The sequence below is a fragment of the Blautia marasmi genome (genome assembly GCF_900258535.1).
GTDB lineage: Bacteria > Bacillota > Clostridia > Lachnospirales > Lachnospiraceae > Blautia > Blautia hominis.
The window spans coordinates 3238190-3254211 of the sequence record NZ_OIWX01000001.1; the positions used below are offsets into that span (position 1 = coordinate 3238190).

Consider the following 16022-nt stretch of genomic DNA (forward strand, 5'->3'; position numbering starts at 1 on the left):
TTCGCGTATTTTGTTATACTTGCAATAGTATTTTTATGTATGTGAACAAAGGATGCATAAGTATTATATTATTTGATTAGACGAGGAGGTATCCTGCTGTGACGGAAGATGTGATTCTTTCCATGGGCCAGCTTGAGTCCATACTTGATAACTCACCCACATCTGTTATTATAAGTGCCCTGGATGACAGGGAGCTTCTCTATGCCAATCAGGCGGCCAGGACCATGATTTCCCCAAAATACAGAGGAAAGCGGATGACCTGCTATCAGGCATTTGGTTATGATACGCCCTGTAAAGCATGTCCTGCGGGAATGGCGGGAGATGAACCGGTTCTCCGTGAACTGTTGATTCCGGAGAATGGGCATACCTATCGTTTTACGGGCAGGGATATTGACTGGGCAGGACGTCCGGCGCATATTGAGTATATTGCGGATATCAGCCGGCAGAAACAGGTGGAGTGCGAGCTGGACCACCTGGTCAATTCTATTCCCGGAGGGATTGCCAGTTACGAGATTAAGGGGAGCCGTTTTATCCCTCTTTATTATTCAGATGGTGTTATGGAAATTTCAGGTCATACCAGGGAAGAATATGAAGAGATGATAAAGCATGACGCGTTGGATGTCATTTATAAGGCTGACAGGGAGCGGGTGCTTTCAGCCGCCTTGCGGGCGTTTGAGACAGGGGAAGTCTTAGATGTATCTTACCGGATGCGCCATAAAAACGGCAGTCTGATCTGGATCCATTTAAATGGCCGGCGCATGGGAACGGGTACGGACAGCACCCGGTTCTATGCGGTCTTTACCGGAATGTCCTCTGAGAGCCGACTGTTCCAAAATATTACCAATGAGACGGCAGACGGCATTTATGTTATAGCAAAAGACAACTATGAACTCCTTTATATAAATGAAACAGAGGGACTTTTTTCACACAAGCCCAACTGTCTGGGGGAAAAATGTTACACTGCACTGTATGGAAAAAATGCACCCTGTGAATTCTGCAGTATGACAAAAGGAAAGATGGAAGGGGAGGAGCATGAGAAAAAAGAAGACGGGACCGAGCAGATCTTTCAGGCATACTACCGGGAAACAGACTGGAACGGTATTCCCGCTTATGTAAAATATATGCGGGATGTTACGGAGTCCGTTCAGACACGCAGAGAGAAAGAGCGCCTGGACCTTTATTTCAGAAGCATGGTGGAGCAATTTCCAGGAGGTATCTCCATGATGACCTATCAGCCGGACGGTGCCATGAAGCTGGAATTTATTTCCCGCGGTTTTGCTGCCATGATGCAGCGGACAGTGGAGGAGGCAAAAGCGCTGTATGATGAGAATATCTTTGCGGGAATTTATCCTGAGGATATAAAAGAAAACCGGAGCAGGCTGCAGCACTTTTTAGCGGGAAAAGAAAAATCCTGTGAACTTATTGCCCGCATGGAGCGGAAGGATGGGAGCTATATCTGGGTCAGCAGTACGCTGTCAATGCTGCCATCGGAAGGCAATGTCCGCAGAATATACATTGTTTATACGGATATCAGCAAAACCATGGAGGAAAAGGGGCGGCTGCAGCGCCAGTATGAAGAACAGCTTCTGGAGCATTACCACAAACCGGGGGCCAATGAACTGATCCTTGGCCACAGCATTATATCCAAGGACAAGGTGGTGGAGATACGGGATTCCACGGATTCCGCCCTCCTGAAGCGGTTCGGAACATCCAGGAAAGCACTCTATCAGGGACTTGCAGGGCTTATCATAAGGGAGAAGGACCGAAGCGAATTTTTAACCCTTTTTTGGAATGATGCAATGCTGCGCGCATTTGCGGAAAATAAGACAGAGCAGACCATGGAATGCTTTATCCGTCTGCCAAAGGAAAAACACGGGCGTTATGTCCGGTTTAAGGTAAACCTTCTGTCTGGGCCGGATGGGGGAGAGGTCATTGGGATTCTTACGGTTACGGATATTACAGAGGAAACCATCTCCAAACGAATCTTTCGGCAGCTCACAGTCACAAGCTATGATTATGTTATGGATGTGGATCTTCTTCATGACACGTACACCGTTCTGACACGCAGAGAGGGTGCTGTGGGGGCCCCTGCACTGAGCGGCTGCCATTCAGAGAGAGTGGCCTATATGGCTGGATCGGTGGTACTGCCAAAGGACAGCAGATCATATGCGGAGGCTTTGAAGGCAGATGAGATCCGCAGGACGCTGAAAGAGGGACCTTATACTTTTACTTATTCTATAACAGACAGCAATGGAAATATCCGCATTAAGAGAATGACGGCTGCTTCCGTGGAGCCGTGGCTGGAGCGTTACTGTCTTGTGTGTACCGACATAACGGATTCCGTCAGGGAACAGCAGGGGCTTTTGAATATGCTTGCGTACACCTTTGAACTCATGGGATTTCTGGATGTGAACAGCGGTAGTTTTACCATGTATACCAGAAAAACAGTTTTGGAAAATCTGCCGCCGGAAGTGATCGAACAGTATGCCGATGCCATTGCGCTTTTTGCCGGTTCCTCTGTTTTGGAGGAATCCGAGGAGACACTGCAGACACAGCTTCGGCTGACCTCCGTCCTTGCCCGTCTGGAAAGAGAACCGTCAGGTTATGATTTTGTGGCTTCCTATGAGATGGACGGCAGTATTCGCTATAAGCAGTTTAATGTACTCTGGGGAAACCAGAATCACAGTATAGTCTGCGTGGTCCGGGCAGATGTGACAGATATGATCGCAGCAGAGCGCAGTACAAAGAAAGAACTGGAAGAAGCACTGCGTTTGGCGGAGGAGGCCAATCGGGCAAAAAGTGATTTCCTGTCCGCCATGAGCCATGATATCCGGACACCCATGAACGCCATTGTGGGCATGACCACTCTGGCAGAGGCACATATGGATGACCGCAGCCGTATAGAGGACTGTCTGCAGAAGATCACGGTTTCCAGCAGGCATTTGTTAAGCCTTATCAATGATGTTTTGGATATGAGCCGGATCGAACAATCTCAGATAACCTTAAACCGTATGAAGATCCACTTATCTGATCTGCTGGAACAGCTTACAGCTATTATCATGCCCCAGGCCGGAGAGCAGGGTGTGCATTTATCCGTCTGCAGGAAAAATATAGTTCATACTTTTTTCTATGGAGATCCCCTGCGGATCAACCAGGTTTTGATCAATCTGCTTGGAAATGCCGTTAAATTTACTCCGGCGGGGGGCAGCGTAGATTTCCTCATAGAAGAGAGGAGCCCTGAGAAGCAGCCGGGGTATGTCAGATACCGGTTTACTGTTAAAGATACAGGGATTGGAATGACAGAAGGATTTCTGGACCGGATCTTTGAACCGTTTATCCGTGAGCAGGCAGTGGGAAACCTGGAGGGGACCGGCCTGGGACTCAGTATTACAAAACGCCTGGTAGATTTAATGGAAGGCAGACTTTCAGTAAAGAGCAGGAAAGAGAAAGGGTCTCAGTTTGTTGTGGAACTGGAATTTGAGAGGGCGGAAGACGCTGGGGGAGAAGAGGAGAGGATAACCGGGCTTTCAGGCAAGGGAAAGACGAAGATATTGGAGGGACGTCATTTCCTGATCGCGGAGGATAATGACATAAACGCGGAAATTTTATGTGAGCTTCTGCAGATGCAGGGAGCCTCCTCTGACCTGCAGCCGGATGGCCTTCAGACAGTGGAGGCATTCAGGCGGGCAGCGCCGGGAACCTATGACGCCGTACTGATGGATATCCGGATGCCGAAAATGAATGGCTATGAAGCCACCCGCGCGATTCGGGATCTGGACCATCCGGATGCAAAGAAAATTCCCATCATTGCCATGACTGCCAATGCATTTGCGGAGGACATCAAAGCGGCATTTGAGGCAGGGATGACGGCCCATGTGGCGAAGCCCATTGACATGAAGATGCTGCAGTCTGCATTGGCAGAAGCATTCAGCCGGCATTTTGGCGATGACGGGGAATACACGGATTGACACCGGAATCTATTGGCCTTTTGTTGGGCACATGGTATAATACTTTGTATGTAAGTTAAATATTCTGACTGGAATTGAGCTGCTGTCCGCAAGGACCGGCCGATGCCATAATCTTGGAGGAGAACAATGTCTGATATTTCAAGTAGAGAAAATAAATATAGTAATGAGCCTGTGAAAAAGAGAAAAAAATCTGTTTCCGGGAAGATCATCAGGAGCCTGCTGTTGGTGCTGACGCCGTCACTGGCTATTTTAATTGTTATTTCCTGCATAATGGCAGCGGGTGCTATCTCAGACCTTAATGAAAAACTTTTGGATGTGCAGACAGATTATGCGGTTTCTGTTGTGGATGATTTTTTCAGCAGTAAAATTGCGTCAGTCAGTATGTTTGAGGAGAATGCTGTTTTACAGGATTACTTTGAAGCCGTGCATACGGCGGAGGATATCGACCGGTATGAGGGTAGAGATGTGGTGATAAAAGAACTATCAGGGGCATTGGAGCGTATGTCTGACCAGATGGTTATGCAGGTATGGGCCGCGGACGAGAGGACGGACAGCTACTTTCTTTCAAGCGGTGAGACAGTGGATGCAAATCTGGAAAACGTCATATGGCGCCAGTCCCTGCTTGACGGGAAGAAAACTGTGGTGTCAGAGCCTTACTTGGATCCCGCCTCAGGAGAATCGATCGTGTCTGTGGTTTCGCCGGTTTTTTCTGAAAACGGTGTGGATATTGCAGGTTATGCAGGTTTCGATGTCTTTGTGAGCAGTCTGTCACAGCTTCTCTCAGAGATAAAGGTGGGGGAAGAGGGATATCTGGAGGTGATCTCCGACGATTCAGATTACATATACAGCGATGACCCCACAGCAATGGGAAAAAATGTGGAGGAACTGGACATCTCCAATGACTACAAAGAAAAAGTAAAAAGCAGTTACAATGGAGTTGTGGATTTTCATTACAGTGATACTGCCTATATCTCCATGTTCAGAAACTGCGAAACAACAGGCTGGCTGGCCGCTGCCACACTGCCTTTGTCAGAGGTCAATGCAACCAGGAATCATCTGATCGCTGTACTTGTGCTGCTGTCTGCTGTCATACTCGGACTCCTGGCAGTTATTGTGATAGCCGTTACCAGCAGGATGATGAAGCCCCTTGCGGAGATCAGCAGCAATATGGAGGAGTTTTCCGCCGGGAATCTGGAGGTTACGATCAAAGAATACGGCAATGATGAGATTGGACGTATGGCTGGCAGCATCCGTTCCTCTGTCAGTACGCTGAAAGAAATGATACATGATATCACTCATATTTTGAGTGAGATATCACATGGCAATCTGGATGTGACGGTAAATGGCAGTTACATCGGTGATCTGCGGTTCATCCGGGAGGCGCTGGAACAGATCATTGAGTCACTGAATGTAACGCTGGGGCAGATCAATGTCTCCGCGGAACAGGTGTCCTGTGGTTCAGAGCAGGTTTCAGAAGGTGCCCAGTCCCTTGCCCAGGGCGCGTCGGAACAGGCGGGCGCAGTGGAAGAGCTGGCAGAGAGTATCGGGGAGATCTCCGCACAGATCGCCGCTAATGCGGAGAGCGCCGCAAAGGCCAGCCAAAGAGCTGCGGATGTGGGCCGGGAGGCGGCTGCCAGCGACACCCGTATGCAGGAAATGCTGGCGGCAATGCAGGAGCTGAGAGAATGTTCACGGGAAATAGGCAATATCGTCAAGACGATTGAGGACATTGCGTTCCAGACCAATATACTGGCGCTGAATGCCGCTGTGGAGGCAGCCAGAGCCGGGGAGAGCGGCAGGGGATTTGCTGTAGTTGCAGGGGAGGTGAGAAACCTTGCCAACAAGAGCGCGGAGGCATCCAGAAACACCACGGTGCTGATAGAGAGTTCCTTGAGAGCTGTGGAAAATGGAGCGGTGCTTGCGGACGAAACCGCAAAGACACTGAAACGTGTGGTAGAAGGAGTTGGCGGGGTGGCTGACGCCATTGACAAGATCTCAGAGGCATCCGGTGAGCAGGCCCATTCCGCAGAACAGGTATCACAGGGGATAGAGCAGATTTCCGGCGTGGTTCAGGTAAACTCCGGTACCGCGGAGGAGAGTGCTGCCGCCAGCGAGGAGCTTTCCGCCCAGGCGCAGATCTTAAAAGAACTGATTGGAAAATTCAGTATCAAAAAATAACATCAGAAGGAAAGGGAGGATAAGATGAGATACAGAGAACTTGGGAGCACAGGACTAAAGGTCAGCGAGATAGGCCTGGGTGCAGAGTGGCTGGAGCGGCATAATGCCCGGGAGGTAAAAGAGGTGGTCCTGCACTGTGAGGAAGCGGGAATCAATATTCTGGACTGCTGGATGTCAGAGCCGAATGTAAGGTCAAATATCGGCGCAGCAATCAAAGGAAGGAGACAAAACTGGATCATCCAGGGACACCTGGGCTCCACCTGGCAGGGCGGCCAGTATGTAAGGACCCGTGACCTGGCGCAGGCTAAGGCTGCTTTCAGCGACCTGCTGGAGCGTCTGGGAACAGATTACATAGATTTAGGCATGATCCATTTTGTGGATGAGGAAGAAGAATTTCATCGAATCATGGATGGGGAATTCTACGTATATGCCGGGGAACTGAAAGAAAAGGGGATGATCCGGCATATTGGAATGAGCACCCACAACCCGGCAGTTGCAAAGCTGGCTGCCGTGAGCGGTAAGATCGAAATAATCTTATTCAGCATCAACCCGGCGTTTGACATGCTTCCCGCAAGTGAGGACATGACTGAGTATTTTAAAGAAAGCTATGATGAAAAGTTGGGAGGCATTGCACCTGAGCGGGCGGAACTGTACAGGATCTGTGAAAAGAACGGTGTAGGCATTACGGTCATGAAAGGGTATGCGGGCGGACGTCTGTTTTCCGCTGAGACATCCCCGTTTCAAGTGGCGCTGACACCGGTGCAGTGTCTGCACTATGCCCTGACGCGTCCGGGAGTTGCCAGTGTCATGGTGGGATATGACACGCCTGAACATGTAGACCAGGCGGTGGCGTATGAAACAGCCTCAGAGAAAGAAAAGGATTATGCCACAGTGCTTGCCAATGCCCCGGCACACGCTTATTATGGACAGTGTACCTATTGCGGGCACTGCGCACCGTGTCCCTCCGGAATCGACATTGCCATGGTGAACAAACTGTATGACCTGGCAGTGATGCAGCCGGAGGTTCCTGCGGCGCTGAAGGCCCATTATGAAGGCCTGACTGCAAATGGGAAGGACTGCGCGGAGTGTAAAAGCTGTGAGGATAACTGCCCCTTTGGCGTGGCCATCACAGAAAAAATGAGAAAAGCGGAAAAACTATTCAAATAGCCCCATCTTATGCAGCCTGAACAACGATTAGAAAGGAAAAGAGACTATGACGAAAGAGAAACTGGCACTGGAAGTAGTGGAACGGTTAAAAAAGGAATACCCTGATGTGGGATGCACCCTGGATTATGACCAGGCATGGAAGCTGCTTGTCAGTGTCCGTCTGGCAGCCCAGTGTACAGATGCCAGAGTCAACGTGGTAGTACAGGATCTATACGCAGAATATCCGGATGTGAATGCACTTGCGGAGGCAGATGTGGAGGATATTGAGCGGATCGTGAAGCCCTGCGGCTTGGGAAAGAGCAAAGCCAGGGATATCAGTGCCTGCATGAAAATATTGAGGGATGAGTACAGCGGCAGGGTGCCCTCTGACTTTAATGCCCTTCTGAAACTGCCGGGAGTGGGGCGCAAAAGCGCCAATCTGATCATGGGGGATGTGTTCGGGGAACCGGCGATCGTGACAGATACCCACTGTATCCGCCTGGTCAACCGCATAGGTCTTGTGGACGCCATAAAAGACCCTAAGAAAGTGGAGATGGCCCTTTGGAAGCTGATCCCCCCTGAGGAGGGCAGCGATTTCTGCCACAGGCTGGTGTTCCACGGCAGAGATGTGTGTACAGCCAGAACAAAACCTTACTGTGAAAAATGCTGCCTGCAGGATATCTGTCAGAAGAATGGTGTGTGAGGATGAGCAGTTTTACGATTGTACCGATCATTGCGCTGTTCTGTTACCTATTTTTGCTGATATCCTTCTTGGCAGCAAAGAAGGATGCGGCGATCTACGCTTTTATGGAACTTTTGCTGACCATGGTCATATGGGCCAGCGGTTCCCTCTTTATGAGGCTTGCCTATTGGCCCTCCGAGGGTTTCTGGTTTCATGTTTCCCTCACGGGGCTTTTGATGATTCCGCTTGTTTTCTACCGCTTTCTGAAAAGATTTCTGCGTGTTGAAAAGTCGTACCATATCCATTTCTGGACGGCAGCGATCATTCTCATGCTGTTGGTGAATTACAAATACAGTATTTTTGTGCAGCCCCCGGAGGTCCTGAGCCTGGGAAACGGCGGCAGTGCCTATGTTTACCATTTGCGCTGGCAGGTGGTGATCCCGTTTCTGGTGGAGGGCGGGGCTTTGTTTGCATGCAGCCGTATGGTATATGAGAACAGCAGAGAAAATAAATTTGCAGGAAAAAGTTTAAGGCCGGTGTGGTTGGGAATCGGGGCGCTGGCACTGGGACAGATAGGGATTGCCCTTCCGGTGTTTCGTGGTTTTCCCATTGATATCTGTTCTGGTATTGTCTTGCGGTCTGTGTGTATTATGCGTTGTATCAAAAGCGCCTGTTCCGTCTTGACCTTCTGGTGTCAAAAGCTAACTGTTTTGTGGCAGCCTTTGTGATCTCTACGCTCATTTTTTATAGTTTCATCCCGAATTATAACGCGGCTTTAGAGAAATATTTTGGATTTAAAGAGACGCAGCTTACCATGGTCGCAGCACTCAGTATGGTCCTGGCAGCAGTATTGATCTATTTTATCATCAAGGCAGCCCTTGATACCGTCTTTGAAAAGGATGAGATCACGCAGTCCAGGTGTATCGGAGAATTCAGTACAGGGGTCTCCTATCTGACAAATGTGGGAGAGATCCTGGGACAGCTGATGCAGACCATAGAAAAAGCAGTGCCGGCTGAGGCGGTTCTTATTTTCCTGAAAGATGAAGCCGGGGATTATGTGCTGACACAGGGAAACCAAAAGACAGAGGAAATATCCTGTGTCATACCAAAGGATGAGAAGGTTTTTGGCCTGCTGAGAGAATCCGGGGGATGCATTCTTTCAAGAGAGCACAGGAATACACCGGAATATAAAAAATTCATGGCTGAGATACGCAGAAAAATGCCCAAATATAAGATTGAGTGTATTGCCGGAATAAAAGATGATGAACAATATCTGGGACTGATCTTTCTGACCGGGAAAAAGAACGGGGAGAAATACACTGCCGGAGACCTGAATTTCTTTGAATCAATTAGCTCAGTAGCGTTTATCGCCATACAGAATTCCAGGCTTTATGAGAAAGCGTATCAGGAGGCCAGGAGGGATTATCTGACCGGAGCAGCCAACCGCAAATATTTTTATGAGGTGCTGGAACAGTGCTGTGAGAGCCAGACCTATGCCTTTGGCTCCATCATTATGATTGATGTGGATGATTTTAAGCTGTACAACCAACTCTACGGCACGGGGGCGGGGGATGATGCCCTGAAGCGGATCGCAGAGATCATCCAGGCAGAGGTGGGAAAAAAGGGAATGGTGGCCAGATATTCCGGTAAAGTTTTTACCGTCATGCTTCCCGGGACCACGGAGGAGGAGGCAAAGGCGGTTGCAGACAGGATATCAGAGCAGGTGCGGGAGATGAATTCTACATCCGGTGAAAATGCCATGAAGATCCTCACCGTGAGCTGCGGGATTGCTTTGGGGGTCTGTCCCATCCACGATTTCCACGATCTGATCGGCCATGCAGACACGGCGGTCTATTATGCAAAGAAGGCCGGGAAAAACAGGACAGTCATTTATAAGGAAGGCAACGGCGGGGAGCGCCCTTCACAGATGGGGTACCAGCCGGGTGTTTATTCCGACTACGCGCCGACCATCTATGCGCTGACAGCTGCCATTGATGCTAAGGACCACTATACCTTCAGCCATTCGGAAAATGTGGCTTATTACGCAAGGGAACTGGCGAGAGCTTACGGTATGAATGAGGAGGGGCTTAAGATCATCTATGAGGCAGGGCTTCTTCACGATATCGGCAAGATTGGGATTGAGGAGAGCGTTTTGAATAAGCCGGGCAGGCTTACCCCCGAAGAATATGAGAAAGTGAAATCCCATGTGGAACTTTCCATCGGCATTATCCGGCACCTGCCCTCTCTGGACTATGTAATACCGGCTGTGATAGGCCATCATGAGAGATATGACGGAAAAGGGTATCCACGAGGCATAAAAGGGGAAGAGATTCCCCTTATGGCCAGAATTCTGTGTGTTGCGGATTCCTTTGACGCCATGGTCACTGTGAGAAGCTACAAGCCCGGAATAGAGGTGGAGGATGCCCTCCGCAATCTGGAGGAGGAATCCGGCAGACAGTTTGATCCCAGGCTTGTGCCTGTTTTTGTCAGATGTGTCAGGGACGGTATCATTGAGATCCGCTGAGTGAGCGGATGGATGCCGTACCTACCGCAGGCGGTACAGCATCCGGCCTGTGCGGGAGCAGTTGTTTATATACTGCTTTTCCAGGGAGCGGATATAGGCTTCCATATATAATACGGTTTCCGGTGAAGCCTTCTGTCCTCCATAGCGGATTTGGCGGAAGATCCGGAACAGATCAGTCAAGGCTGCATCGGGCGCATCAAGGGCACCTGCGGCCTTTTCTTCATATTCCAGAAGGGTTTCTCCCTCCTGGAATGGCAGGTTCGACAGTTTTCCAAGCCGGAAGAGTTTATCCATGAGGAAAAGTATCTTTTGGTAGTCATCCATAGAGGCATAGGCTCTGTGCCGCATGAATTTCCGGAACAGGAGAACAGCAGTCCCAAGAACACAGGCAGCAGCCAGAAGGATAAAAATGGGCAGGAGCTTTAAAAGTGTGCGCAGAAATCCTTTGTATAGGCCTGCTGCTGTCCGGGGCTCATCCGCAGGGGTGTCCTCTTCTCTGTTCTGTGCAGGGGAACCATCCATACTGCCGGGCGTGCCTGGAGATGAAGGGGAAGAAGCGTCCTCGGGGGCATGCTCCTCCCAGCCGGAAGCCGTGTCCGAAGAATATCCGGGGGTGGGGTCAAAAGGCACCCAGCCTATTGGCTCCAGATAAGCTTCGGCCCAGGCATGGGCACTGGACCCCCCAAGATGTATCTGGGTGTTTTCCGTGTCACAGGTACGGTCTGTGGCAAATCCCTCCACGTATCGGGTGGGAATGCTGCGGCAGCGCCCAAGTATGGCCATGGCTGTGGCAAAGGAAGTACAGTAGCCGGTCTTTGTGTCAAAGAGAAAGACATCTGCAAAATCCCTGCCCTCCTCAGGAGAGTCCACAGTGGTGGTATATTGATAGCTGCTCAGGTATGTGCGGATGGCTTCCAGCTCTTCGTAGGGAGTCCCGCAGCCGCGGGTGATCTCTTTGGCCAGATCGTAAACCCGTAAAGGAAGGTCTTCGGGAAGGGCAGTACAGGATCTATCGCTGTGAGAGGCAGGGGCCTCTGTCAGTAGTTTTCGGAAATCGTCACTTTTATAATTGATTTCCAAAAACTGCACTTCATAGGTAAATCCAACCCCTTTGGCCTTGGGAAGAAGAATGGTGCCCCCAAAAGTGTCCGGTTCCAGCGCGTCCGGCAGATGAAACCGCCAGGTATTCGGCGCGTGGAACAGGCTTTTTGTTTTCAGTCCCTCGAATTTTATTTCCACTGTACACAGATGGGTCAGAGAGCGGATCTCCTCATCTGTCAGCCCGGAAGTGGTCAGTGCTTCGTTTATCTGCCTGTATTGTTCCCGGTATTCTCTCGTGCCGTTTTTGGGGGAGAGGGGGCCTTGTTCCCAGGAGGTTCCCGTGTAAGTGTCGTAGACCGTTCCCTTCAGGTACAGGGGCGATTTGGTCCGGTCCCCGGCAACGGAGATCTGGGCTTTATTGGATTGGACCAGACTGCCGCCAAGGTTTCCCTTAGAACTGTATCCGGTATGGGCCAGGGAATAAGTGCCTGAGGTGCCGGAGAAGAGATAATCCAGGCTTACGATCAGGGCGGCGGCTTTTTCCTGTACTGCGTCCGCCGCATTACGGATCCTCTCCCAGCGGATGGGGGTATCCTTTACAGGGAGCAGGCTGAGCAGAAGAAGAGATGCCAGAAAAAGCGGGGCAAGGAAAAACACATCCTGTTTTCCCACTCCCTTTTTCCGGCCTGCAGCTTCCGCCAGAAACAACATACAGCAGAAAAATATCAGGCAGATAGTCCACTTTGACAAAGGAATTCCTTCCACCCCGTAATAAATAAGGCAGGCCAGTTCTGACGCAAGGAGAGGCAGGGCCAAATACAGGCGGCGGACTGCAAAATAACAGTAAACGGACGCGGCGATGCAGGCGGTTTCCATTGCCAGGAAGGGCAGGAAAAGCTGCGGATCCCTGTGGGTGAAATGGAAAAAGAGCAGAACCCCAAAATGAAGGATGACCAGAAGAAGACCGGCAGGAATGACAGCCTCTTTCTGAACCGCATAGTGGAGAAGAAAACAGAAAAGTACGGCACACACAGTCAAAAGCAGTGAAGGCCAGTTCAGATCCCAGAAAGAATCAGCCAGCAAAAGAAAGCCTGTACAGAGACAGGCTCCATGGAGACTTTCATGATATCTTCCAATCAATTCACGGTATCTTTTCATAAACGCAACTCTCCTGCATTAATACACAGCACTTCGTTTCCAAGCAGGCGGCTCTCCCGGGCAGCCTCTGTAAGAGCCGGTGTCAGGGAGGCGGTGATGAGAATGTATGCCCCGGTACCTGCCAGGCGGGCGGCATACCGGCTCCACACTTGTTCAAGGGGAAGCGGGGACTCAAAGGCCATATCTGCGCATTTTTCATAAAAGGCGTCGAAACCGGAGCGGACATCTATGAGTAATTCCCTGAGCTCCGAATCCATATAGACCACCCGGACCGGGATCTTTTTCAGATAACAGTCCTGCAGAAAGGAGAGGGCAGCTTCCAGTATATTGTCCTCTGTCTGCAGCCGTTTTTCCGTATCCCCTTGGATTGGATATAAATCCAGTATAACGATCGTTTCAAACAACTCCTCCGGCATCTGTTTTCGGACAAGAAGTTCTCCGGTCCTGGCAGAATTTTTCCAGTGTATGTATTTTTTGGAGTCCCCGCTTTGATAGCGGCGTACTTCATAGTCGGGCAGGTTCTGCAGACGCGTGGTGGGGAACAGCGTGTTTTTCGGGTCCTTTTTCTGCAGTGCCAGATTCAGGCGCTCCAGAGGAAGAATGCGTGGTTTAGCGGTCAGGCGGACCTGGGACATCATAGGATAAGTGATGGTAAAAAGACCCAGAAAATCCGTGACCGTGACACTTTTCACACCAACGGGATAGGTGCCTCTGTATTTACAGTACATTTTCGTATCCATCTGTTTCTGCGTATGGGGGAGAAGACAGAGATGGTCCATTTTTTGTTCTGAGCTGTCATGCTGCATTCTGACCATATCCGTATAAAAGTGCAGGGTAATATCGGTAAATGGCAGAAAGTCCTCATTGCCGAGAATAAGGCGGTAGGGTACTTTCTCTCCTTTTACCACAAGGTGTGATACATCCTGTACGATCTTAAAGCGGTAATACACATAGGCAGAGTAAAGCAGGGCCAGCAGCGGCAGCAGCAGGGCAAAGTAGAAGAGCAGATAGGAAACTGCCTTGCCCTGAAAGCTGACCAGCACGGTGCTGCCTATGAGAAAAAGCAGATAGGCGGCTTTTTTCACAGGACAGGTACATGAGCTGAGCGCATGGCTTCCTGCAGCATCTCCTTTTCCTTTTTTCCCTCCAGCCTGGCCTCGGAAGACAGGATCAGCCTGTGCAGGAGCACCGGAGGCGCCAGAGCCGCAATATCTTCAGGCGTGGTATACATGCGCCCCTCCAGATAGGCACGGCTTTTGGCAGCCCGCACCAGGGCAATGGCGGCTCTGGGGCTTGCACCCAGGGATAAATATCTGCTTTTTCTGGTATTTCTGGCAATTTCTACCGCGTAAGCCATCACATCATGGTGTACGGTGACTGTTTTGATCTCCTCTTTGATACTTATAAGTTCCTCCCTGGTACTAACCGGGCCGAGCTTTTTCAGGGGTTCTCCGTTTACCATGCGCCGCACAATATCAGCCTCGTCTGCAGGGGTCTCAGGATATCCCATGGAGATCTTCATCATAAACCGGTCAAGCTGTGCCTCCGGCAGACGGTAGGTGCCAAGCTGTTCCACAGGATTCTGTGTGGCGATCACCATGAAAAGCTCAGGCAGTGCATATGTGGTGCCATCCACTGTGACCTGCTGTTCCTCCATGGCCTCCAGAAGACTTGCCTGGGTCTTGGGGGAGGTGCGGTTGATTTCGTCGGCCAGCAGGATGTCATTCATTACAACACCGGGAACATAACGGAATTCCCCGGTCTGCATCTGGTACATGGACATGCCGGTCACGTCCCCCGGCAGGGTATCAGGGGTAAACTGGATTCTGGCAAAACTGCACTGAATAGACTGGGCAAGCGATTTTCCCAAGGTTGTCTTTCCCACTCCGGGTACATCCTCCAGAAGAAGGTGGCCGTCGGAAAGTAGGGTGACCAGTGCCAGTTCTATGACCCTGCGTTTCCCCACAATGGCAGATTCCATGTTGTCCATGATCTTTTTCAATATTTCTGACTGAGGCATATAAGATCCCCCCTTGTTTTTCGTATAGTATTATAATAACAAAGTAAAGGAACAGTGTAAATGTTCAAAAAAGCTTTTATCTGCCCATTATTGCTTATTGTCCGCGGGCTGCCCTGTGAAGCGCAATGGTTATTGCGCAGCAGAAAAAAAACAGGTATAATGTATAAAATATGACAAAATACTACAAGGTGACAGTAAAAATATGCGGAAGAAAAAATGGATAAAAAGACTGGCTGTTGTGTTGGTCATACTGCTTGTGCTGTTGGTGTTTGCAGCGAATATCGTGGTGGATCTGGCATTGGTTCCGGAGAAGATGGAACAGACCCAGGCTTTTGAAGATATAACCAAGGACAGTTACGAAGCCCTTGTCCAGACAGATGACATTGAACAGAACAGGATGTCCAGTCTGGAGAAAGCAAACCAGTGGGCGCAGACATCTGAAAGCCAGGAGCTGTCTGTGACAACGCAAGACGGATACCGTCTGATCAGCAGGGCGTTTTACCAGGAAGGTGAGAGCCATAACTGGGTCCTGCTGCTCCACGGTTATACCGGATGGAAAGAGGAGATGTACCCCATTGCCTATGAGTATGCCAAAAGAGGATATCAGGTCCTGGTGCCGGATATGCGGTGCAGCGGTGAGAGCCAAGGCGATTTCATCGGTATGGGATGGACCGACAGACTGGATAATCAGCTGTGGCTTGAGATGATCCTGGATATGGATGAGCGTGCACAGATAGTCATACACGGACAGTCTATGGGAGGTGCCTGCGCGCTGATGATGGCCGGGGAGGAGCTTTCGGAACATGTGATCGCGGCAGTATCCGACAGTGCGTATACGGATGCTTACAGTATTTTTAAAAAGCAGTTAAAGGACTGGTTCCATATCCCCGGATTTCCCCTGGTGGACGGTGCCAGCCTCATGCTGCAGATGCGCGGGGGCTATAGTCTGAAAGAGGCCTCTGCCCTGGAAGCCGTGAAAAAAAGTACCATTCCCCTTTTGATCATTCATGGGGAGGAGGATGCATTTGTACCTGTGGAGATGGCTTATGAACTGTACGATGCGGCGGACTGTGAAAAAGAAATCCTGATCGTGGAGGGCGCGGGCCATGCACAGGCACCCGACAAGGCACCAAAAGAATACTACGAAACCGTATTTTCTTTTCTGGAAACGCATGGAATGACCGGTTTTGGCTGAAAATACAAAGTGTAGGAAAAGGGAAGGGAAGAATCCCTGGATGTGCGGCTTGAAAAATCTCTGCCTGTCTGCTATAGTAGGTAGATAAAGCGCGTGTGAGGTGCTGTACA

General features: G+C 50.2%; 10 protein-coding genes. 7 read left to right on the forward strand and 3 right to left on the reverse strand.

Going from position 1 to position 16022, the window contains the following annotated elements:
- Positions 1 to 122 precede the first annotated feature (122 nt).
- The 6 genes from C6P39_RS14000 (at position 123) to C6P39_RS14025 (ending at position 10498) form a co-directional block, all read left to right on the forward strand.
- A complete protein-coding gene (locus C6P39_RS14000) occupies positions 123 to 3968 on the forward strand; it encodes an ATP-binding protein (protein WP_104805933.1) in 3846 nt (1281 codons plus the stop codon).
- A 126-nt stretch (positions 3969 to 4094) separates the two neighbouring features.
- The gene (locus C6P39_RS14005; RefSeq protein WP_104804170.1) at positions 4095 to 6146 is read left to right on the forward strand and encodes a methyl-accepting chemotaxis protein; all 2052 of its coding nucleotides are present in this window, start codon (positions 4095 to 4097) and stop codon (positions 6144 to 6146) included.
- Positions 6147 to 6170: 24 nt separating this feature from the next.
- Positions 6171 to 7313 (forward strand): aldo/keto reductase, encoded by a 1143-nt coding sequence (locus C6P39_RS14010; protein WP_104804171.1) that lies wholly within the window; start codon positions 6171 to 6173, stop codon positions 7311 to 7313.
- A gap of 46 nt (positions 7314 to 7359) precedes the next feature.
- Positions 7360 to 7995 carry an endonuclease III domain-containing protein gene (locus C6P39_RS14015; RefSeq protein WP_095172181.1) on the forward strand — a complete coding sequence of 212 codons (636 nt, stop codon included), beginning with the start codon at positions 7360 to 7362 and terminating at the stop codon, positions 7993 to 7995.
- 2 nt (positions 7996 to 7997) lie between these two features.
- Positions 7998 to 8702 carry a hypothetical protein gene (locus C6P39_RS14020; RefSeq protein WP_104804172.1) on the forward strand — a complete coding sequence of 235 codons (705 nt, stop codon included), beginning with the start codon at positions 7998 to 8000 and terminating at the stop codon, positions 8700 to 8702.
- Positions 8618 to 10498, forward strand: coding sequence for a sensor domain-containing diguanylate cyclase/phosphohydrolase (locus C6P39_RS14025; protein WP_158661568.1), 1881 nt, complete (start codon positions 8618 to 8620; stop codon positions 10496 to 10498). Before C6P39_RS14020 ends, C6P39_RS14025 begins: the two co-directional genes overlap by 85 nt.
- A 21-nt stretch (positions 10499 to 10519) precedes the next feature.
- Here the strand turns inward: C6P39_RS14025 and C6P39_RS14030 are convergent, their stop codons facing one another.
- From C6P39_RS14030 to C6P39_RS14040, 3 genes are read right to left on the reverse strand one after another with little or no spacing between them, the layout of a single operon-like run.
- On the reverse strand, positions 10520 to 12697 hold the full coding sequence (locus C6P39_RS14030) for a transglutaminase TgpA family protein (protein WP_104804174.1): 2178 nt from the start codon (positions 12695 to 12697) through the stop codon (positions 10520 to 10522).
- Complete coding sequence (locus C6P39_RS14035; protein ID WP_095172178.1) at positions 12694 to 13782, reverse strand: DUF58 domain-containing protein; 1089 nt, start codon at positions 13780 to 13782, stop codon at positions 12694 to 12696. Before C6P39_RS14035 ends, C6P39_RS14030 begins: the two co-directional genes overlap by 4 nt.
- Positions 13779 to 14717, reverse strand: coding sequence for an AAA family ATPase (locus C6P39_RS14040; RefSeq protein WP_104804175.1), 939 nt, complete (start codon positions 14715 to 14717; stop codon positions 13779 to 13781). The genes C6P39_RS14035 and C6P39_RS14040 overlap by 4 nt, the downstream gene beginning before the upstream one ends.
- A 202-nt stretch (positions 14718 to 14919) precedes the next feature.
- On the opposite strand from C6P39_RS14040, the gene C6P39_RS14045 reads away from it, so the two are divergent.
- Positions 14920 to 15912: an alpha/beta hydrolase gene (locus C6P39_RS14045; protein ID WP_104804176.1), complete on the forward strand. Its 993-nt coding sequence runs from the start codon at positions 14920 to 14922 to the stop codon at positions 15910 to 15912.
- Positions 15913 to 16022: the final 110 nt, after the last annotated feature.

Excerpts from the sequence above, each read along its gene's own strand:
- C6P39_RS14020 (WP_104804172.1), top strand. The coding sequence starts at position 7,998 with ATGAGCAGTTTTACGATTGTACCGATCATTGCGCTGTTCTGTTACCTA.
- C6P39_RS14040 (WP_104804175.1), bottom strand. The coding sequence starts at position 14,717 with ATGCCTCAGTCAGAAATATTGAAAAAGATCATGGACAACATGGAATCT.
- C6P39_RS14045 (WP_104804176.1), top strand. The coding sequence starts at position 14,920 with ATGCGGAAGAAAAAATGGATAAAAAGACTGGCTGTTGTGTTGGTCATA.
- C6P39_RS14030 (WP_104804174.1), bottom strand. The coding sequence starts at position 12,697 with ATGAAAAGATACCGTGAATTGATTGGAAGATATCATGAAAGTCTCCAT.
- C6P39_RS14005 (WP_104804170.1), top strand. The coding sequence starts at position 4,095 with ATGTCTGATATTTCAAGTAGAGAAAATAAATATAGTAATGAGCCTGTG.
- C6P39_RS14000 (WP_104805933.1), top strand. The coding sequence starts at position 123 with ATGGGCCAGCTTGAGTCCATACTTGATAACTCACCCACATCTGTTATT.
- C6P39_RS14015 (WP_095172181.1), top strand. The coding sequence starts at position 7,360 with ATGACGAAAGAGAAACTGGCACTGGAAGTAGTGGAACGGTTAAAAAAG.
- C6P39_RS14010 (WP_104804171.1), top strand. The coding sequence starts at position 6,171 with ATGAGATACAGAGAACTTGGGAGCACAGGACTAAAGGTCAGCGAGATA.